Annotated in this window: 18 protein-coding genes; 10 read left to right on the forward strand and 8 right to left on the reverse strand. The window is 42.2% G+C overall.

Translation table 11 applies throughout. From position 1 onward, the window contains the following. Positions 1-123 precede the first annotated feature (123 nt). The 3 genes from MKY19_RS01930 (at position 124) to MKY19_RS01940 (ending at position 4,918) form a co-directional block, all read left to right on the forward strand. Positions 124-2,376: a beta-L-arabinofuranosidase domain-containing protein gene (locus tag MKY19_RS01930; RefSeq protein ID WP_339799915.1), complete on the forward strand. Its 2,253-nt coding sequence runs from the start codon at positions 124-126 to the stop codon at positions 2,374-2,376. A gap of 310 nt (positions 2,377-2,686) precedes the next feature. Further along, a complete protein-coding gene (locus MKY19_RS01935) occupies positions 2,687-4,402 on the forward strand; it encodes an ABC transporter ATP-binding protein (RefSeq protein WP_339799917.1) in 1,716 nt (571 codons plus the stop codon). A gap of 33 nt (positions 4,403-4,435) precedes the next feature. Further along, the gene (locus MKY19_RS01940; RefSeq protein ID WP_339799919.1) at positions 4,436-4,918 is read left to right on the forward strand and encodes an NUDIX hydrolase; all 483 of its coding nucleotides are present in this window, start codon (positions 4,436-4,438) and stop codon (positions 4,916-4,918) included. Between the two features lie 82 nt (positions 4,919-5,000). Here the strand turns inward: MKY19_RS01940 and MKY19_RS01945 are convergent, their stop codons facing one another. Beyond that, complete coding sequence (locus tag MKY19_RS01945) at positions 5,001-5,576, reverse strand: TetR/AcrR family transcriptional regulator (RefSeq protein ID WP_339799921.1); 576 nt, start codon at positions 5,574-5,576, stop codon at positions 5,001-5,003. A gap of 186 nt (positions 5,577-5,762) precedes the next feature. Here MKY19_RS01945 and MKY19_RS01950 point away from each other — a divergent pair, with 186 nt between their 5' ends. Next, positions 5,763-7,013: an MFS transporter gene (locus MKY19_RS01950; protein WP_339799923.1), complete on the forward strand. Its 1,251-nt coding sequence runs from the start codon at positions 5,763-5,765 to the stop codon at positions 7,011-7,013. Between the two features lie 439 nt (positions 7,014-7,452). Here the strand turns inward: MKY19_RS01950 and MKY19_RS01955 are convergent, their stop codons facing one another. Next, the gene (locus MKY19_RS01955) at positions 7,453-8,349 is read right to left on the reverse strand and encodes a LysR family transcriptional regulator (protein ID WP_339799925.1); all 897 of its coding nucleotides are present in this window, start codon (positions 8,347-8,349) and stop codon (positions 7,453-7,455) included. A 383-nt stretch (positions 8,350-8,732) separates the two neighbouring features. Here MKY19_RS01955 and MKY19_RS01960 point away from each other — a divergent pair, with 383 nt between their 5' ends. Both MKY19_RS01960 and MKY19_RS01965 read left to right on the forward strand, forming a co-directional pair. Then, positions 8,733-9,404 carry an O-methyltransferase gene (locus MKY19_RS01960; RefSeq protein WP_339268374.1) on the forward strand — a complete coding sequence of 224 codons (672 nt, stop codon included), beginning with the start codon at positions 8,733-8,735 and terminating at the stop codon, positions 9,402-9,404. 69 nt (positions 9,405-9,473) lie between these two features. Beyond that, positions 9,474-10,019 (forward strand): GNAT family N-acetyltransferase, encoded by a 546-nt coding sequence (locus MKY19_RS01965; protein ID WP_339244462.1) that lies wholly within the window; start codon positions 9,474-9,476, stop codon positions 10,017-10,019. Positions 10,020-10,077: 58 nt separating this feature from the next. Here MKY19_RS01965 and MKY19_RS01970 read toward each other — a convergent pair whose 3' ends face one another. The 5 genes from MKY19_RS01970 to MKY19_RS01990 form a co-directional block, all read right to left on the reverse strand. Beyond that, complete coding sequence (locus MKY19_RS01970; protein WP_339799927.1) at positions 10,078-12,024, reverse strand: ABC transporter permease; 1,947 nt, start codon at positions 12,022-12,024, stop codon at positions 10,078-10,080. Then, positions 12,014-12,775: an ABC transporter ATP-binding protein gene (locus tag MKY19_RS01975; protein ID WP_149646232.1), complete on the reverse strand. Its 762-nt coding sequence runs from the start codon at positions 12,773-12,775 to the stop codon at positions 12,014-12,016. Before MKY19_RS01975 ends, MKY19_RS01970 begins: the two co-directional genes overlap by 11 nt. A gap of 114 nt (positions 12,776-12,889) precedes the next feature. Further along, on the reverse strand, positions 12,890-13,894 hold the full coding sequence (locus MKY19_RS01980) for a sensor histidine kinase (protein WP_042184346.1): 1,005 nt from the start codon (positions 13,892-13,894) through the stop codon (positions 12,890-12,892). Continuing rightward, complete coding sequence (locus MKY19_RS01985) at positions 13,891-14,580, reverse strand: response regulator transcription factor (RefSeq protein ID WP_339804120.1); 690 nt, start codon at positions 14,578-14,580, stop codon at positions 13,891-13,893. Before MKY19_RS01985 ends, MKY19_RS01980 begins: the two co-directional genes overlap by 4 nt. 26 nt (positions 14,581-14,606) lie before the next feature. Continuing rightward, a complete protein-coding gene (locus MKY19_RS01990; protein WP_339799930.1) occupies positions 14,607-15,497 on the reverse strand; it encodes a TetR/AcrR family transcriptional regulator in 891 nt (296 codons plus the stop codon). 192 nt (positions 15,498-15,689) lie between these two features. Here MKY19_RS01990 and MKY19_RS01995 point away from each other — a divergent pair, with 192 nt between their 5' ends. Next, a complete protein-coding gene (locus MKY19_RS01995) occupies positions 15,690-17,213 on the forward strand; it encodes a DHA2 family efflux MFS transporter permease subunit (RefSeq protein WP_076285163.1) in 1,524 nt (507 codons plus the stop codon). 68 nt (positions 17,214-17,281) lie between these two features. On the opposite strand, the gene MKY19_RS02000 is transcribed toward MKY19_RS01995, so the two are convergent. Then, on the reverse strand, positions 17,282-18,325 hold the full coding sequence (locus MKY19_RS02000) for a YncE family protein (protein ID WP_339268378.1): 1,044 nt from the start codon (positions 18,323-18,325) through the stop codon (positions 17,282-17,284). Between the two features lie 185 nt (positions 18,326-18,510). Between MKY19_RS02000 and MKY19_RS02005 the strand changes: the two genes are divergently transcribed. From MKY19_RS02005 to MKY19_RS02015, 3 genes are all read left to right on the forward strand, one after another. Further along, a complete protein-coding gene (locus tag MKY19_RS02005; RefSeq protein ID WP_339799933.1) occupies positions 18,511-19,392 on the forward strand; it encodes a nucleotidyltransferase domain-containing protein in 882 nt (293 codons plus the stop codon). Positions 19,393-19,470: 78 nt separating this feature from the next. Further along, a complete protein-coding gene (locus MKY19_RS02010; RefSeq protein ID WP_339799935.1) occupies positions 19,471-20,220 on the forward strand; it encodes a WecB/TagA/CpsF family glycosyltransferase in 750 nt (249 codons plus the stop codon). A gap of 237 nt (positions 20,221-20,457) precedes the next feature. Beyond that, complete coding sequence (locus MKY19_RS02015; RefSeq protein WP_339799937.1) at positions 20,458-21,132, forward strand: PAS domain-containing protein; 675 nt, start codon at positions 20,458-20,460, stop codon at positions 21,130-21,132. The last annotated feature ends 32 nt before the right edge of the window (positions 21,133-21,164 follow it).

Genomic DNA, 21,164 nt, shown 5'->3' on the forward strand with positions numbered 1-21,164 from the left:
AGTCGGATTTGTCCACCATTTGTATGGCTGATCTACCGACAAATCAACGTTCCGATGTTATCTTATGGATACAAATATACACTTGTCATATCACCCTGACAAGATTGCGAGGGAGCGATTTCATTGAAGACGCAAGCTTTTGATTTGCAGAATGTACGGATTGATTCAGGTCCACTTCTCCATGCGATGGAGTTAAATACGGATTATTTACTCAAGCTTGAGGCAGATCGGCTTCTGTCGCGTTTTCGCCAATATGCTGGCTTAGAGCCTAAGGCTGCTCATTATGAAGGCTGGGAATCTCAAGGCATTAGCGGCCATACGCTAGGCCATTATATCTCTGGATGTGCGTTAATGTATGCCTCTACAGGGAATGAAGAGCTGCTCACCCGCGTGAATTATGTAGTAGACGAATTGGAGCATTGTCAGGATGCGCATGGTAATGGCTTCATTTCCGGGATTCCTCGTGGCAAAGAGCTGTTTGAGGAAGTGAAGGTAGGCGACATTCGCTCACAGGGCTTTGACCTCAACGGTGGCTGGGTACCGCTGTACACGATGCATAAGCTGTTTGCGGGACTTCGTGATGCTTATCGATTGGCCGGAAATCAGAAGGCGCTCGTTATTGAAACGAAGCTTGGGCTGTGGCTTGAAGATATTTTTGCAGGACTGAATAAAGATCAGATCCAAGAGGTGCTGCGTTGTGAATTCGGCGGCATGAATGAAGTCCTCACAGATTTGGCAGAGGATTCTGGCGATGACCGTTTCCTCACCTTAGCCGAAAGCTTTTACCATGGAGAAGTCCTTAATGATCTTGCCGAAGAAAAAGACACATTAGCAGGAAGACACGCCAATACTCAGATTCCGAAGATTATTGGAGCGGCAAGACAGTATGAGGTAACGGGACAGGAGCATTATGCAGGTATCTCTCGCTTCTTCTGGGATCGTGTTGTGAATCATCATTCTTACGTGATCGGCGGCAACAGCTATAATGAGCATTTTGGTGAACCGGATAAGCTGAACGATCGATTGGGAGAGGGTTCATGTGAGACGTGTAATACCTACAACATGCTGAAGCTGACCAAGCATATGTTCCAGTGGGATGCTTATCCCGCATATGCGGATTACTACGAACGTGCAATGTATAACCATATCCTAGCTTCTCAGGAGCCGGTTGATGGACGTGTGTGTTATTTTGTATCCCTCGAAATGGGTGGACATAAGTCGTTCAACTCCCAGTTTGAGAGCTTTACATGCTGTGTAGGCTCAGGAATGGAAAGCCATTCTATGTATGGCTCGGCGATTTACTTCCATAGTGAAGATGAGCTGTATGTGAATCAGTACGCACCTTCAACAGTGACTTGGAAAGAGCAAGGCATTAGTTTGAAGCAAGAGACCAAGTTCCCTGAAGAGGGACTAGGCACCCTGCGTATCAGCACGGAGAAACCAACTAAATTCACATTGAAGCTAAGATACCCCTACTGGGCTGAGCAAGGCATGAGCGTTAAAGTAAATGGTGAAGACATTCAAGTGAATGTGGGCAAATCCAGCTACCTAGCTTTGGATAGAGTATGGCAGGATGGGGACGTTGTCGAATATGATATTCCGATGTCGGTAAGAATCGAGTCCATGCCGGATAATCCAAACCGAATTGCATTCCTCTATGGACCGCTTGTGCTTGCAGGTGATTTTGGACCTATAAATGCTGAGCTAGGCAGTGATCGCGCCCTTGCTTCTGTATTAATCGGAGATCGCGAGACACTAACGTACAGCCTGATTCAGTCTAACGTTAGCAAAAATGTGTTCCGGATGAAAGGTTTAGGATATGCAGGAGACCATGAGCTTCGTCCATTCTACCCTATGCATGATCATCGTTATTCCGTTTATTGGGATTTGTTCACGCCGGAGGAATGGAAGCTGATAGAAGTTGAATATCGCGAAGCCATGGAGAATAACTTGCTGCTTGAACAGCTAACCGTCGATTCGGTACAACCTGCTGAAATGCAACCTGAACGTGACCATAACTTCGAAGGAGAGTATGTAGGCTTAGGCAAAATCTATAACCGCAAGTATCGCGATAGCTGGATCAATGGCTGGTTCTCCTTCACGATGGAAGTCTTGCCAGAGGAGCAAGTGGATCTGGTGGTAACGTATTTGAAGTCCAATGATACTTCGGTGGCCTTCGATATTACAGCAGATGGGGAGCAACTTGGGCTAGGCGTCCTTGAGTCTGAAGAGATGAACAAGCTGGAGACCATTCGTTACGAGCTTCCGCAGACGATCACGAGCAGCAAATCAGCGGTTACGATCAAGTTCGCTTCGCAAGAAGGATATAAGGTGGGCCAAGTGGCAGGACTACGTATCGTCAAACGTAATTCTTGAAATATATGGATTAGAGAATTATAATAGGAACAATTCTTTTAATTGGGGTGAAATGGATGTCTTTCCGTATCGTTCGAAGTAACTAGTTATCGGGCTGGGTCAAACGCGTACCAGCTATCAAGGGGGGAGTCTACCCTTTTGATTACATTAACTAGAGCTTTGAACGGTGCCATAGGCAGCTTTTTGTATAGAGCCAGGCACTTAACCTATTTAACTTTGAGAACCGTTTAATTGTGGATGGTTTTTTACAGTTGGATGGTGGGGTTGCCTGGCTTTTTTGCATTCAATTAAAAGATAGGGGATTAACGATATGTTGAAAAAGAGTCTAGCTCACCTGAAATGGTGGATATGCGGTTATATTTTATTGGGTTTTACTATTCAACTGCTGAGTAGTTTAGGCATTGTAGTGTTTCAAAAAATATTAGACAAGGTCACGGTGATCAACAGCTTTGGTGAGATATTTAATTTAATCTTGGTGTACGGCCTTTTGCTGGCTGGGGTGGTGATCCTAAATTATGTGGATGAATACCCTAGTGTGTATTTATCGAACAGTATAACGGAGAGGTTAAAGATACTTGCACTATCTAAAATATCCAAAATCGACTATCAAGCCTATCAGGATATGGGCACAGGTCAGATGATTAAAGTGATCGAGAATGGAGCAGCGGCTGGAAACAGCATAATTTTCTCCTTTTTCCTCAAAACATTACATGAGTTATTGCCCACTCTTCTGTTCAGTCTTATCTTTATCAGTTTCTATGATTTAAGGATCATGGTAGTGATTGCTGTTGGCTACGTGGTCGTCTTTTTGATAACGAATCTGCTGTTGAAATTTCTGTATGCGATGAAGGCGGCCATTCTAGAGGAACAAGAAAAGATGTCCAGATTCTCTATCCGTGGATTTATGGAATTAGTCGTCTTCCGAACGAACAAAAGATATGAGAAAGAGATCGATAAATTAAGCCAGACTGCACGCACTATCATTCAAAAAAATGCTCAGTTACAAATGATCCATGAAGCTTTTTTCGCGATATTCGAGTTGTTTGTCACGATTATTAAAGTCGTTGTCTTAATTTACGGTGTGAAAAGCATTGTCGCAGGTGAGACGTCACTTGGTGTTGTGGTCGCACTGTTTATGTTTATAGATAAGATTTATTCGCCGATTGCTATCTTCAATGTCCTCTTTGTAGATTACAGACTGAATAGAGTGACCTACAAGAGATTTGAAGAGTTTATTCATGCCCCAGAAGATAAGAATCTAGAACGAGGAGAAGTTATCACTGAGATCCACGGTAATATTGAATTTAGGGATGTATCTTTTGATTATGGGCAAGTGAAGATCTTGAATAATCTATCCTTTTCGATTGCACGAGGAACGTCGGTTGCTATTGTCGGATTAAGTGGGGGCGGTAAATCAACTCTGATTAAGTTAATCGTAGGCTTATTAAAAAAGGACAAAGGTGAACTCTTATTGGACGGTAAGGATATCGATGAGATCCATCTGGATAGCTACTATGATCATATCTCTTACTTATCACAAGACACGCCGATTTTTGACGCTACGATTAGGGACAATATTGTATTTGATGAGCATTCCTTGTCCGATGAAGAGTTGTATGAGATTTTGGAAAAGGTTCATCTGCAAGAAAAGGTAAGCCAATTACCGGATCGTTTAGACACTTTGGTAGGTGAAAAAGGGGTTAAATTATCAGGCGGGGAGAGACAGCGATTAGCTTTTGCCAGAATCATTGCTCAGAAAAGAAACATTCTAATTCTAGATGAACCTGTTTCTGCACTTGATAATATTACGGAGCAAAGCCTTATGGAGACGATTTTGCAGGAATTTAAGGATAAAACCATCATTATTGTTGCCCACCGACTAAATTTTATAAAAGACGTTGATAAGATACTGGTAGTGGACCAAGGCTCGGTCGTGGGTGAAGGAAAGTTTGATGATTTAATAGAGCATTGCGAAGCTTTTAAAGCGTTATGGAATAGAAAAATATCGTTTACAAATGCTGATTAAATTGTTAACCTCTTCTAAAAAGAGGTGCATTCTATGGCTTGGCCAACACATATTGTAGCGGCAGGTGGATTCGCAGAAAATGAACAAGGAGATATCCTTTTAGTAAAGACTCATGATGGTGGATGGGTATTTCCTGGTGGACAAGTAGAGGTCGGAGAGAACCTGGTGGATGCATTAATTCGAGAGATTAAAGAGGAAAGTGGAATAGATGTCACGGTATCTCTATTGATTGGTGTGTATTCCAATACAGGCATTCATAAATGGTATGACGGTGTAACCGATGTTCCTACTAAGGTCATGTTTGATTTTATCTGCAAGCCCGTGGGTGGGGAATTATGTACCTCGGAGGAAACCTCTGAAGTGATGTGGGTGGCAAAAGAGAAAGTGCTTGATTGGATTACACAACCGGCTATTCGTACCCGCTATCAAGCTTATTTGGATTACGATGGGAATACGAGGTATATGGATTATGTAACTGGAGACACGTTTGAAGTTAATTTAGATCGAACGGTGTAAATATAAGTGATAGGCCATCCTGCAAAGGATGGCTTTTTAAAATATAAGAAAGTATAAGTTTCGCCAAAGACGTTTATTCTTGTTATGCTTTGATGCCCTCAAAGGCAGAGGTGATCATATATTTCACAAAAGCTTCGTCTAGCTCATCCCCTGTGATCAGAAGCCGATAAAATATCGGTCCATACAGCAGATCAATCATGATCCCAATATCCAGATCCGCTTTTAATTGGCCTCGGGTCACCCCACGCTCCAACAACTGTCGCGCCTCTTGGCGGCGGGGAGCGAAAAACCTCGCACGATAGGCCTCAGCAAGACCAGCATCAAATTGACCTTCGCCGATCAACTCGGTAATGATCTTTCCTTCTCGGCTGCGAAGAAAATTAGCCAGGTTTGTGGCATGCATCATAATATCGTCCATGACCGAACCGGTGTCCGGCACTGGCAATCTTGCGGATGCTGCAGAGAGGTAGCCGTCCATGACCACAGCTGCTTTGTTAGGCCACCATTTATAAATGGTCGCTTTACTTACCTTGGCCCGTTCCGCGATTTTCTCTACGGTCACCGCACCAAATCCAGTCTCTAGTAGTAGATCATACGATGCTGCCAGAATAGAAGCCTCGGCTTCGCTATTGCGCGGCCGTCCTCTTTTTTTATCCATCAGAGATCCCTCCCGATTAATCTATCCTTTATTTAACTTGCGATCTAAAAAGAAACTATACGTTCATTATACAAAAGGTTATATGAAGTAGCCAATCGTCTATTTACAAAACTGAACGTTCAGTATATATTTAAATCAATTAATGAACGTTGCGTTCAGTATTTAGAATCGAAGGGTGGAGATCTTATGAATCAAGGAAGACGAATGAATCCTGTAAGTTCAGTAAGTTCAGTAAGTTCAGTGAATCCAGTCAAGGAACATGCGGAAGGAAAGACGATCCCTGGATGGATTACATTTCTATTAGCGGCCTCCTGCGGACTAATTGTGGCCAATCTGTATTACGCCCAAACCCTGATCGGACAGATCGCCCAAGCTACGCAGCTTTCTTCTGGGGCAGCGGGTCTGATTGTAACTTTGACCCAGGTAGGATACGTTCTTGGACTTTTGTTCTTAGTACCGCTTAGCGATATTATTGAGAATCGCCGCCTGACAGTGGTGTCGCTGGCTGTGGTGGTGGTATCACTGGTAGCAGCCACACTAGCTCCGAATGCAGCGATCTTTTTGGGAGCATCCCTGTTCATTGGTCTCGGTTCCGTAGCTGCCCAGATTCTTGTGCCGTATGCGTCTTTTCTGGCTACTGAAGAGCAGCGCGGCCGGGTGGTCGGTAATGTAATGAGTGGGCTGCTGCTCGGTATTATGTTCGCCCGGCCACTGGCCAGCTTTGTCTCTGGATTGTGGGGTTGGCATGCGATTTATGCCATATCCGCCGTAGTGATTGCCTTATTAACACTTCTATTGTCCCGTGTGCTGCCGCAGCGCCAACCTGTGCCTACAATGAATTATGGCGGATTGATCCGTTCTCTAGGTACTTTACTGAAGAGTACGCCAGTGTTACGCCGCCGTGCGATTTATCAGGCTAGCCTGTTTGGAGCTTTCAGCCTGTTCTGGACGACGGTCTCTTTGCATCTGGCCGATACGTATCATTTAAGTCAGCAAGGCATTGCCTTGTTTGCGCTAGCCGGAGTGGCTGGGGCTATCGCTTCTCCCATCGCTGGGAGATTGGCTGACCGGGGCTGGACCCGCCCTTTGACCGGACTTGCGTTTGTGCTGGCAGCTGTGGCTTTTCTTCTTGCTTACTTGTTTCAGAATGATTCAAGAGTGACGCTCGGATTGCTGGTTGCAGCAGCTATTATGCTGGATATGGGGGTATCGGGTAATCTGGTGCTTGGACAAAGGGCAATTTATTCCCTTGGCAACGAAGCGAGAGGACGTTTAAACGGATTATTTATGGCGATATTTTTCGTAGGTGGAGCCATCGGCTCTTCACTGGGCGGCTGGGCATATGCGTACGGGGGCTGGAGTCTGACCAGCTTGATCGGTCTGGCGCTGCCGATCTTGGCCTTCCTATACTATTTAACGGAGAAGAAGCAAGCGTAAGGCGTTCCAATAAAGCCTGTACTTACAAGGACTGCTCTCCGGGCTGGATATAGTCAGCCTAGAGAGCAGTCTTTTTTACGTAAATATAGGATGGCTCAAGGATATAATCAGCACAATGTGCTCAAGATGTGATGATTGACTAATTACTAACTATAACCGGTGGATAAACCTGCAAAAGTACATCTTTTTATAATACGTGGAGAGCTGAAGCACTTATTCCTGCGAATCTGCAGTTATTTTTGCGCTAGAAGAAGCTTTCAAGCCGTTTGTGAGGATATTTCCTGTACATTTGCAGTTTTTGGTCTGCATGATGAGGATGCCTGTACAAAAAGCTGCACTATTGCAGGTTTTCACTATTCCAGCGAGAGGTATGCAGCGAAAAGTAGGCTCCAGGATGCTTTCCTGCCTCGATTCCGATAAGCCTCCCTAAACATTAATGCTACATCGTATAAGGATTTTGGCGAATCATTTGAATAAGGTTTGCCGCCGAGGCGGATAACGGTTCATTTTTTCGCGTACAGATCGCAATGCTGTTCTTCAGATGTATGCCTTCAACATAAACTTGGCATAACTCTCCACGTTCAACATATTCGCGAACAACGAGTGAAGAGACGAAGTTGGCGCCATACCCGGCGATAACGGCTTGAATCGCTTCATGAAGTCCGTTAAATTGCAAAGAGATCGTGGGAGCTGGCGTATTATATGTACGGCATAACGATAATAATCTCTCTCTCGTCGAACTCCCTTCCTCACGCATGACAAAGGGCTCCTTCATCATTTCGGATAAAGAAATGTGCAGATTTGCATAGGGGTGATAGGGTGCGACCACAAACCATAACTCATCCTGAAATAACTCTTCTGTCCGGATCGTATCTGGATAGGCCTCGGTAATCCCTCCGTAAATCGCCATATCCACGTCTACATTTAACAGCTGCTTCAGTGCATCGCTTGAATTGGTGGTAGTAATCACCATTTCCACTTGCTCATATTGTTGCTTGAACTTTGCGATCCAGGTAGGGATAAGGAAATGAGCGGGCAAATACGTCGCGGCTAGACGAATACTTCCATTCGTGCCGTTTACGTAATCTTGAGCAAATTGTTCGATCTGCTGTTCAACGGCGAACAGTCTTTTCGCGAGTAGGGCAAGCTCTTCACCTGCATCCGTTAAAGCAATTCCTCTACCTTGAGGCTTAAATAGGGTGAAGGATATTTCCTTTTCGAATTTCTTGATCTGAGCCGTAATCGCAGGCTGACTGATACTTAAAGTTTCGGAGGCGCGTGTCACACTTCCTGTCGATGCGATTACATGGAATAAGCGCAAGGCGTGTAGATTCATGGTTAAGCTCCTATCTGCTATCGTTTAATTCATATATTTAATATATAGTTTAGTATTAAAGATATATTATATTTATGATTATAACTGATTTACAATACAGGTATGAAGTTGAAGTTGAAGTTGAAGTTGAATATGAACTTATATTTTGGACTTAAATCTTTAGTTAGGGAAAGGAGTAACGAAGAGGAGGTTTGGAACTGTAGGAGCGTTAGCGACCGCCTTTGTCTTTGGATTTCACCCACTATCAATTAGTAAATTAAAGAGATCTGAAGACAACAGCGGCCGGAAGTCCAAACACTCCTCGTAGGTACGAACGATCCCTAATTGTGGGTTGGAGTGTTCTTTTCAGTAAAGTAATTAAAACCAAAGGAGAAGTGATAAATATGAATCAAACGACTACATGGGATAAAGTCGATCAGTACATTACAGAGCGCTTAATTCCGCAGGACTCCGTGCTGGAGGAAGTGTTGTCCGCGAATCAACAGGCAGGGCTGCCGCCCTTTGATGTCTCACCTAGTCAGGGAAAATTCCTTAACCTATTGGTTCAAATGAAAAGTGCACGCCGGATTCTGGAGATTGGCACTTTGGGTGGGTACAGTACAATTTGGATGGCAAGGGCGCTCCCGTCTGACGGACATATCGTTACCTTGGAGTTAGATCCATCGCATGCTCAGGTGGCTGGGGCCAATTTCGCGCTTGCTCAGGTAGATGATCTGATAGAACTTCGTATAGGCGATGCTTTGGGGCAGTTGTCTCAGATGAAACAAGAGGGTGTGGAACCCTTTGACTTTATATTCATTGATGCCGATAAACCCAACAACCCTAACTATTTACAGTGGGCGCTTCAATTTTCCCGGCCTGGTACGGTGATTATAGGTGATAATGTGATTCGTGAAGGCGAGATCATTAACAAGAATAGCAAAGATCCTCGTGTAATAGGCGTACGGGAATTTTATGATCTGTTGGCTGAAGAGCCTAAGATTTCGGCTACTGCCATTCAGACAGTGGGAAGTAAAGGATATGATGGTTTCGTATTGGGGATTGTGAATAGCTGATATATGTATTGCAATATCCAACAATTGTAATATAATCTATTGAAAATCCAATAGTGAGAGGTACTTTCTATGCAACCTACATTTGAAACACAAAGGTTAATACTAAGACCGTTTCAATCCACAGATGCAAGTAAAGTTCAAGAGCTTGCTGGGGATATAGAAGTAGCTAGAACAACGCTGTCTATTCCTCATCCATACCCTGATGGAGCGGCTGAATCTTGGATTGGTGCCTGTAGGAAAAGCGCAGACGAAGGGGAAGGATTTCCTTTTGCTTTAATTAGTAAAGAGAGTAATACCTTAATAGGCTGTATGAGTCTAAATATAGACAAATCGCATCAAAGAGGTGAGCTTGCTTATTGGGTAGGAAGATCTTTTTGGGGAGATGGCTATGCGACTGAAGCAGCTAAGCGATTAATTGATTTTGGATTTGAAGACCTCGCATTAAATAAAATATGGGCAGCGGCAATGACTAGAAATCCTGCCTCCTCTAACGTTATGAAAAAAGCTGGAATGAGATTTGAAGGGGAATTTAAACGGCATATTTTAAAATGGGATAAATTCGAGGATATAGTCTTCTACGGGTTAACTAGAATTGAATATGAAGATAGGAGATAGAGGTATGATAACAACAAGGGGTTCCTAAGCCATGCTGGCTTGTGGAACCCCTCTTTTTTTAAAGTGACTCTTTAATTACCTTTTTATAATAGAACACGGATAGCACTGCAAAAATCGAATACAAAGCGGTGTATAGCAGCATCACCAGAATCATCGGTGTCATGAGCTCTGTACCGAAGAAGAACCATCCTGATTTTACGGCGAAGTAACTGTGAAGCAATCCAATGACTAATGGAATCCCAAAATTAAATAATTGTTTCGCCTGAATCCCTCTAAGCAGATCCCCTTGCGTGAAACCAAGCTTTCTGAGGATCGTGTAGTTGGGCTTTTCATTCTCACTTTCATCCATTTGTTTAAAGTAAAGAATGCATCCAGAGGTAATCAGGAACGTTAACCCCAGAAAGGCCACGATAAACATGATAAGTCCCATAGTTTGCTTTTGATTGTTCATCGTCTCCAGTTGAGAGTCGGTTATGTGGCCTTTTGCAAATTTCATGTTCTGAAAAAGCTCATTAGCCTGCTCAACGCTTGCCCGTTCTTTCATATCGATGCCGATATTAAGAGAGGACTTTCTTTGAAGGGCTGGATCTAGATCCTTCTTTAAGCGTTCAAAGGTCGTGTCGTCTACAATAGCAAGGGGTAAGCCACCACCTGTGAAATTGTATAAAACGGGGGCTTCCATATCAATTCTTTTATAAAACTGCGGAATGACTTCATGTTGTCCCTTGAATTCAATGCCACCCTGGTCCTTCATAGAAATCAGATTCTCCATTGCACTACTTGTCTTCGTAAAATAGGCCTCATCAGGGGATAGATCAATGCCCTCCAGCGAATTTTCACTGATGACGGGAAGAGTCATATTATTCGACATCATACCGAGCGCCTTGGAATTTTCTGCCAGAAGCTTCTCTATATTTACATCCACTTGAATGACTTCGGTTATTTTTTCCGTAAACAGCAAATTTTCAGTCGTTAATACCTCTTTAAATTGTTTAGCATCCTGGATATCCGTAAGAATAAAATCTGACGGAACATAGAGCTTCGCACTTTTCTCAGCAGAGTAGAACGAAATATAACTCAAGGATAATAAACCCAGCGCTAGAGCTGATACCGTTGTAATGATGGTTAACAGTACGGCATTTGATTTCATTCGGAACATAATGGAGGAGAGAGACAACACCTCTTTAATATTCAGATACCCGTTTTTCTTTTTACGAATGAGATGAAAGATAAAGCTTACCGAGCCTTTATAAAAAAGATAAGTCCCGATGATAACTGAAGCCAGAATAGTGATCATGGATATAGATAGCTCAGTCATTGATGTTAAGTCTCCGCTAAATAATCGGGATGAAATCGAATAGCCAAGCAGAATCAATCCAATCCCAGCGATCCCTATAATCATTTCAAAGAAGGACAGCTTTTTCACGTTGCCTTCTGTGGTTGAGGTCACCCGGAATAAGGACAGAATGCTTTGTCTTTTAATAAATCCATAATTCATCAGCATGATCAAAAGATAGATTACAAAGAATACGATCAGCGTTTGAACCAGGGCAGGGGTAGAAAAACGAAGGGATGCTATCGCATCGATCCCCATTATTTTAAAAAGAATCATGAGAATTAACTTTGAAACAGAAAAGCCTACGGCGATCCCTAAAACTAAAGAGCCGAAATATAAAATGAAGTTCTCTGCTGAAAGAATTCGAAATATTTTACCTTTGGTCATCCCGATTAACTGGAACAGGCCAATTTCTTTTCCCCGGCGTTTGATGAAGATAGTGTTTGCATATAACAGGAAAATGGATACAATCGCGACCAGTAAGACTGAGGCAGCCTTGATTGCTGCGCCACCTTTGATCGAGCCTTCTACCGCATCCATCGAAGGATCGTATTGCAACGTAACAAAGGCGAAATATAAGGCCACGCTAAAAACGAGAGCAAATACATACAGATAGTAATTTCTGATGTTTTTTCGCAGATTTCGAAGCATCAGTACATTAATGCTCATTCTGCACACCACCCAGTACACCTTGTGTTTTTATGATGTCATTAAAGAAGACTTGTCTTGATTGTTCTCCTTTATTTAATTGCGTATAGATCGTACCATCCTTTATAAAAATAACTCTACTGCAATAGCTAGCTGCCACTGGATCATGTGTAACCATAACGATCGTTGCTTTTCGTCTTTGATTTAGTTCACTCAGCTTGTTTAACAAATCAGAAGCAGATTTAGAATCCAAGGCACCAGTAGGCTCATCAGCAAAAATAATGCTTGGATCATGAATGAAGGCTCTAGCTGCAGAGGTGCGTTGTTTTTGACCCCCAGAGATTTCATTCGGGTACTTATTTTTCAACTCTAAAATCCCCAGCTCCCTCGCGACGTTCTCGAATTTCTCATTGGCAATTTTCTTAGGGGTGTTGGTAATGGATAGAGGTAACAGGATGTTCTCCTTCACCGTCAGCGTATCTAAGAGATTGTATTCTTGAAAAATAAATCCTAAATGATTTTTCCGAAATTCAGCTAATTGCTTTTCTTTCATATTAGAAATTTCAGTACCCTCAATGGTAATCGATCCGTTGCTGATCTGATCAATTGACGAGAGAACGTTAAGCAGGGTGGTCTTTCCTGAACCGGAAGAGCCCATGATCCCAACAAATTCGCCTTCTTCTATAGAAATATCCAGTCCACTCAACACGGATTGTTTGTTTAATTTATTTCCGTAGCTTTTATGAATTTTAGTGGCTTCAAGAATTACCATAATGATTCACTCCCTTTTTATACTCGTTCTTTTTGTATAGCTTTATTATAAAAGGCTTTGCCGTTCTTATCCTTCGATTGCCCGAACAAAATAAAAAAGCATGTGACATTGTTGTCACACGCTTGAGAGCTTCACAAATTCATTTTTAAGCGGAAAGGTTAAAGTGAACGTCGTTCCTGATCCGAGCCTCGACTCAACTCCGATGACGATCAACAAGGATTGCGCCGCTTTTTTGGCTAAATATAATCCCATACCTGTGGCGGCATTGTCGCGATGCACGGTGGTGGAAGTAAATCCTCTATCAAATATCCGAGGCAGATCCTTGGGATCTATCCCGCGCCCGCCATCCTTCACCTTAAGAACGATATGCTCAGCTTGCTGATAGCTACTCACTGCAATATCTGAAGCCTCACTATATTTTACGGCGTTGGTTAGTAGTTGTCGGATAATAAAAGCCAGCCATTTGGCATCACTAAGCACTTCAGCTACTTCCAAGTTCAGCTCAAAGCCGATCCCCTTCTGAATACACCAGGATTGCAACGTCTTAATCTCCCCGAAAATAAGCGTTTCTAAATCGATATGTTCTATATACAGATCATTTTCGATAAAGGGAATTCGCCTTTGATGTAGCTGTTGATCCAGCAGAAGATGTATGCGCAGCCATTCATAGGTCAGATGTTTCCTCATTACATCATCTTCGATTCGCTCAATCATTAAATGCATCGCTGTCAGAGGGGTCTTCACTTCATGAATCCACGATAATAGTTCATCTTTTTCCTGTTCTAACGTCATTTGATTGTTCGAAGCAGCCTGTTTTAACCATTTAGCTTGATTCATAATGCTCTCTTCAATAATATGCTCAAACGGGCTTTCGGGGGTGGCGATACTCGTTACATCCAGATCATCATCTCGCTCAACCAAGCTTTTATAGAACCTGGTTTCTCTGGGATAGCGAAGGATTAAGAACATCACAAAAAAAAGCATCGACAAGGAGACCAGATAGAGAACTGAAGAGAATGGGATTGATGAATCCATATAGGTGACAAAAAGTATAAAAAGATTGGTAAAGAGGACTAGTAGGATCCAGCTACTTCTTTCCAAGAGATACTTTTTAATCATAGCGCTTCCTCTTCGATGGCCATATACCCTTGTCCTACTTTCGTTTCAATGAAACTACCCAAGCCTATCTCATCCAGCTTTTTTCGCAGCCGGTTTACGTTGACGGTAAGGGTGTTGTCACTTATAAAACGTTTATCATCCCACAAGCTATTGATTAATTCCTCGCGGGTGACGATTTTATTTTTTTTCTCAATAAGCAATTTCAATATAAAGATCTCGTTTTTCGTAAGCTCAATCGATCCCATATCATGCGTCAATACATTTCTCTCATAATCCACGGTTGCTCCACACCATGTCTTGAGCTCAAGGTTATCCGTGTTGTAATTGTAGACGCGCCGAAGAATCGCTTGTACTTTGGCAATGAGTACATCGAAATGGAAGGGCTTTTGAATATAGTCATCGGCTCCAAGCTGCATCGACATTACCATATCCGTAGGATGATCCCGGGATGATAAGAAGATAATCGGAAGGTTAGAGTGGGAACGAATCATTCGGCACCAATGAAACCCATCGAATTTAGGTAATTGGATGTCGATGATGACTAAATCAGGTTTGATTGCTATAAATTCCTGCGTGACATTGCTGAAATCTTGAATGCCATACACATCATAAGACCACTGGGTAAGTCGCTCCTTGATCTCATTAAACAGCGTTGAATCGTCTTCGATTAATAATAGCTTGAACAAATGCTTCACCACACTTTTAGTTAGACTTACAGCATTTTAGATAATACATCCTCATAATGCTTAAACTCTTTGGCTTCATTTAGATTAGGACATGTTCTTAAGGATAGCAGAGCACTTTCGATTAAGAACTGTCTCGGTTCCTTGTTGTTCATGATTTCTTCCTGGATAAAGTATAACAGCTTAAGATAATTAGTGAGGTTCGCATCACCAGTTGTAAATGATCTCTCTATTACTTTTTTTAAGCTGATGGTTGCAAAGGACAAATCATTATTGAAAAAATCACTGTATTCCGCTGCGGGTAATAATTTGCCCACATGCTCTGGTGAGATGAGTTGAATGCCCATTTGACTTACTTCTTCAACAATGGTTTGGATAAGCGTAGTGCAATAATCAATGATCTGCTTAGAGGTGATGACTTCATTCATAGCACTGTTGATTTGTAGCATATTTTGTAGAATTCCTGTAAAAATGATGGCTCCGTCCAGTAAATAGGGTTTCTTATCCTCAGGGAAAATATGAAGGAAACGTTCATGTACCCAGGTAAGGAGGTTGAACTTTGTTTTTTTGATAAATGTTATTAAGTCTGGGTCATTGGAGACCAAAGCATCTTCTACGAGCTGTAACAATTTATTTTTCTTATTGATTTTCATGACCAGCTGAATCTGCTCGGCAAATATCTTAATGTCAGAAGGATCTTGACCTATGAGCAGGGAATTTCGCCCTTCTTCAAGTCGATCGTGAATGGACGTAAATACAGCCTTAAAGAGATCCCCTTTTGAAGGGAAATAGTTATAAAAAGATCCTTTGGAGATCCGGCTATGATTCAAAATATCCTGAATGGATGTGGCGTGGTAGCCTTTTTCAATAAATAATTCATGCGCTTTATGAACCACTTGCTCTTTTCGTTTATTTATCATCTGAGGTGCCCCTTTAAGCTGAACTCTTTGTTCCAATATAGACTAGCGTATATTTCCACTTAATACAATTTCAATTTTAAGTGATTTTTGTCTTGCCAAGCGAGAAATAAGGGAGTAATATATTCTACACCGGATTATAACACGAGTTCAATTTTGAACCGTTAGTATGATTATAGAATGGAGGATTCCAAAATGAAAGCAAAAGAAAGTAAAGCATCTTACGGGATATTGGCAATCCTCATGATTGGTGCATTTGTTGCTTTACTGAGTAATACCCTACTCAATATAGCTTTACCATCGATTATGAAGGATTTTAATGTCAGTGCCTCAACGGTACAGTGGCTATCAACGGGCTATATGCTGGTGAACGGGATCATGATTCCTTCAACAGCTTTTTTGATTCAAAAGTATACCGCGAGACGGTTGTTCTTAATCGCGATTGGATTATTTGCGATAGGAACCTTTATCGGCGGATTAGCACCAAGCTTCCCTGTGTTGCTGATCGCCAGAATGGTTCAGGCTTCAGGGGCTGCGATCATGATGCCATTATTAATGAATGTATTGTTCACTACCTTTCCACCTGAGAAACGTGGTTCAGCTATGGGGATGTTCGGGCTGGTTATGATTTTTGCACCAGCTATCGGACCTACATTATCTGGATGGATTATTCAGCACTATGAATGGCCTGTACTATTCTTTATGATTGCCCCAATCGCTGTATTGGTGTTCATTCTGGCCTTCTTCAAATTGCATGATCCTAAAAAAGATGTGGCTATTAAGATCGATTTCTTATCTGTAGTTCTTTCAGCGATTGGTTTCGGGGGTCTGCTATACGGCTTCAGTTCCGCTGGGAATAAAGGATGGGATGATCCAATGGTCTACTCCGCGCTTATTATCGGGGCGATTGGATTAGTAATATTCATTATGCGCCAAATGAAGATGAAGGAGCCTATGCTTAACTTCAGAGTGTACAAATATCCGATGTTTGCTTTATCCTCAGCGATTTCGATTACACTGAATATGGCAATGTTCTCAGCAATGATGCTGATGCCGATTTACCTGCAAAACATTAGAGGGATTTCACCACTGGATTCTGGACTTCTAATGCTGCCTGGTGCGTTAATTATGGGCGTTATGTCACCAATCACAGGTAAATTGTTCGATAAATTCGGCGGTAAGGTATTAGCGCTAATTGGTCTAGCGATTGTAGTGATTAGTACGTATTTCTTTAGTGATCTGACTGAAACTACTAAATATTCGACACTCATGATTCTATATTCGGTGAGAATGTTCGGGATCTCTATGGTGATGATGCCAGTTATGACCAATGGTTTGAATTCTATCCCAGCCAAATATACGCCGCATGGTACAGCTATGAACAGTACGATTCAGCAAGTATCAGGGGCGATAGGTGGGGCACTGCTCGTAACCATTATGTCTAACAGTACCACTTCACATGTGAAAGATATGGTCGCTGATGCTGTAAGTAAATTAACGGCTAAACCTTCGGCAGACCAATTGCTTGGTATACAAAATCAAGTCATTGCGAAAGCTACTATTGAAGGAATTAACGATGCATTCTTGGTATCTGTAGGCGTAGCGATTATTGCATTTATTCTAGCCTTCTTTATTAAAAGAGGTGTACAGCCTAAGGAAACGGCAGAAGAGAAAGTGACTGCAAAGAAAGTAGCTGCTAAGCAAGTTACAACGCATTAGTCTATATTCAAAAAGGCGCTCACCTTATAGGTGAAGCGCCTTTTTTTGCAAATATAAGAAAGTAAAGATTACTTATAATGATGTGTTAATCTTGGACCATCCTGAATGACTGTGATGGAATTGTCGTTTGCGACATATAACCTGTTCGTTAGTGGATTAAGTGCGATGTTTACGCCTGTTACGGAGGGGAATACCGCGATTCTTTTAAACGTACTGGCGTTATACACGGACATTCTGTTCTTATTGAAATTACTGACAAATAAATGATTTGTAATCGGGTTGATGAATGTGCTGGAGGAGGAAGATAACACTCTAGTTGCAATCACTTTATTGGTATTTCCATTAAGCACAAAAAGCTTCCCTTGTTTAACCTGTTGAGCACTGGACACGTAAACACGGTTTGTAAGCGGATTAAGGATGACCTCGCTTTGTAACCGTCCAAGCTGTACATTCTTGAGGAGCTTGTTGGTGCGGCCATTGATCACGGAAAGAAAGCGGCTTAAGTTGTTCGCTACATAAATACGGTTCGTAATCGGATTTAGCGCAGGTGTGATTACTGGGTTGTTGCCAACCTTGATGGTTGCTATTACAGTTTGTGTACTACCGTTAATGACAGATACGGAATTGTTTATCGTATTCGTTACATAAATGCGATTGGTACGTTTATTAATGACGATAGCGGAAGGGCGGCCGCCGATCTGGATAGTAGTCCGAATGCAGTTCGATCTGCCGTCGATGACGGTTACGATGCCAGAGGCACTCGACACATAAATCAGGTTCGTTCGAACATTAACGTTAACACTATCAGGGTTCCTGCCCACTTGGAGGGTCTTGATTACACGGTTTGTCCGTCCGCTAATTACAGATACCGTTCCATCGCGGAAGTTGGTGACGTACACACGGTTTGTTCTTGGGTTGATGGCAAGCTTGAGCGGAAATCTACCTACTTGTATGGTTGCAATGATCCGATTGGTCAGGGTGCTTAATACACCAACAGTTCCGGCTGTAGTGTTAGGATTTACGAAGTATACCCGATTGGTGATGGGATTTACCTCAATATCTCCGACAGGTACGGATGTAGGAACTGTGGTTATGATGGTGGGTAACGCCATGATATAACCCCCTCTTCAAATGACTAGATGATTCATTATATTTGGGCAAGGGCAAAAGGGTACTATATATCGTTGCAAGATGTATCTCTAGAGTATAGAATGATATTCCCAAATCCACATTTCAGATTAAATGTAAGCGCTATATTTACAAGGGGATTGAGATCGATTGGAGGCTGATGGATACGATGATGAAATCAGTATTGTCGGATATTTTACTAACACCTGATAAGTTGCTACTTCATCGCGAATTACTAGAGGAGATTGGAAAGTTCATTACGCAAGAGATCCTAAATCATCCGTTATTGCAAGAAGATCGTCAGAGGGTAAGCATTATCCTAGATGGATCGACCGCACTCGGGGTGGTAGATGGGCAGTCGGATGTAGATATAATCATTATTTGTGAGGATGAGTCTTACAACAGTATTAATCATCGGTTCGAGGAAGCAGGGCTGATTCCGGAGCACAGTAGTTTTTTTATGGATTTAAGGCTTCCGAGTGGGAAGACAGGGCATTATACACTCCATAAAATATCTGATATCAAAGAAGCTTTAATGAGCGGGGATATGGAATGGCTGTGGAATGCATCGGTGTCCTATATTTACTACGATCAGCTGGATCTGAAGTCAATTTTTCATTCCTATGTTCCACTCCAATCTGAAGTACTAATGAAATTTCGCAAGAATTCATACATACAGCTAAGAAGCTATGCCAGAAGTCTAGATAATCCTGTAGTTCGTGGCGACGCCTTTCCAATCTTGTTCTTAGCGGTTTCCCTTTATAAAGAGGCTTTACGCTGTGCAATCACTATTGAAGGTTATCCGTATCCCTATGACAAATGGCTTGTTCCCGTAGCGCAGCAAACGGTCGTAGGTCGAAAGATTTTGGAGTGTGCAGGCGATTTTTGGAGTTATCTTAGAGAGGATGAATCCTTTGCTCCCATGCACCAGGAGGACAATAATTTTGTCAAAATGGAAAAACAATTTCGAAAGATACTTTTGGAGGAATTCCGCCTGCGAGGGATCGATGAACCTTGGTTAATAGAGTGGTGGAAGTTTTTGAAGGAATAAACGGAGTAATGACGCTGACTATCCTTCTTGATTACGGTAAGGTATACTGGAATGAACTTTTCAGTAAGAGGTGATTAAATGGCTGGGACAGTCTCTATATTAGGCGTTCCTTTTTCAAAACTAACACTAAACGAGACAACACTTCATCTAACAAAACATATTCAATCCGGAGAACCGAGGCTATTTCATTTGATTACGGCGAACCCGGAGATTACGATAACAAGCCAATCGGATGAGCTGCTTCGAACCATACTCCATGAGGCAGATTTGATTACTCCTGATGGGATTGGCATTGTGCTGGCATCGAGAAGAAAAGGTGACCCTATAGCTGAACGAGTTACGGGGTATGAACTACTTCTTGAGCTGCTCGCACAAGGAAATAAGCTGGGCTGGAGCTTTTATTTCTTAGGCACGGATGAGCATACCAGCTGTAAAGCGGTCGAAAAGATTACAGAGCTATATCCGAATGTGAAAATTGCCGGAAGACATAATGGTTTTCTTGCTAAAGAAGAGGAACCGGCCATTGTGGCAGAGATTCAGCACGCACAGCCAGATTTCCTGATTGTCGCGATGGGGGCTCCATACTCTGACAAGTGGGTTTATAAGCATAAACAGGAGCTTTCTCAGGTTAAGGTTGTGTTTGGCGTGGGGGGAAGCTTGGATGTTATAGCGGGAAAAGTGACTCCAGCCCCTGCGATATGGAAGAAACTCAATTTGGAGTGGCTGCATCGACTCTTATTCGCACCTGTGGCCAAAGGACAAAAGTCGCGCTGGCGCAGGCAAGCAGTTCTTCCTAAATTCGTGTATCAAGCTATGATTAGGAAATAAGATACAGCAGTAAATATCGTCTTTCACTATTTCTGCAATTTGTAGAAATAGTGAAAGACTTTTTTTGTTATCGCTTTACAGGAAATATGCCCTAAGTATTTAAGAGAGAATATTGGCTGGAACAATTCCAATATATTACTGATTGCTTTTTTAAGAATGTTGTAATAAAATCTTATCAAGATAATAAATTATTATCAAAATAGAAAAGACGTAAAACGAAAGGAGTGAGATGCTCACATGTTAGAAGATCGCAGCTGCCTGGAGTCCTATTTTCCAATCGCTTCTTTTATTGCTTCAATTATTGGTTCAAAATGTGAGGTTGTTATTCATGATATAAGCAATCCAGAGCGTTCAATTATTTTTATTGAGAACGGATACATTAGTGGGCGTAAAGTAGGCGATAGTTCAACAGATCTCGTGCTTAAGCTGTTGAAAGATGAGTCCTACCGTGAGCAACCGTTTATTGCTAACTATAAAGCGCGTGGTTCGCAAGGTCAGGTGTTTCGCTCCGCTACTTATTATATTAAAAACAGCAGCGAATTGGTCGGTATGATGTGTATTAACATTGATGTCACGCATATGGAGGTTGCAGCTGAGTGGATACAAAACATTTTGCAAGGAGGATCAACACTTCCACCAGTACCGTTAATACCACAACAAGAGGTTGTAGAGAAGCAGACGGAAGAGTATTTACAAGGAAACGTAGATGACCTACTCCAGCACATGATTGATTCGGTGCTCGGTAAAATTAATGTCCCGGCAGAGCGATTGTCCTCGAAAGAGAAGATTGAACTTGTGAAAGTACTTAACGAGCAGGGCGTGTTTCTACTTAAAGGTGGAGTTTCTCAAGTCGCTAAGACCTTGATGATATCTGAGCCAACAGTTTATCGTTATTTGCAAAAAATTAAGTGAGAATAAACAGAACTCTCAAGAGAGGAAGTGGG

Source organism: Paenibacillus sp. FSL R5-0744 (assembly GCF_037972555.1).
GTDB lineage: Bacteria > Bacillota > Bacilli > Paenibacillales > Paenibacillaceae > Paenibacillus_AQ.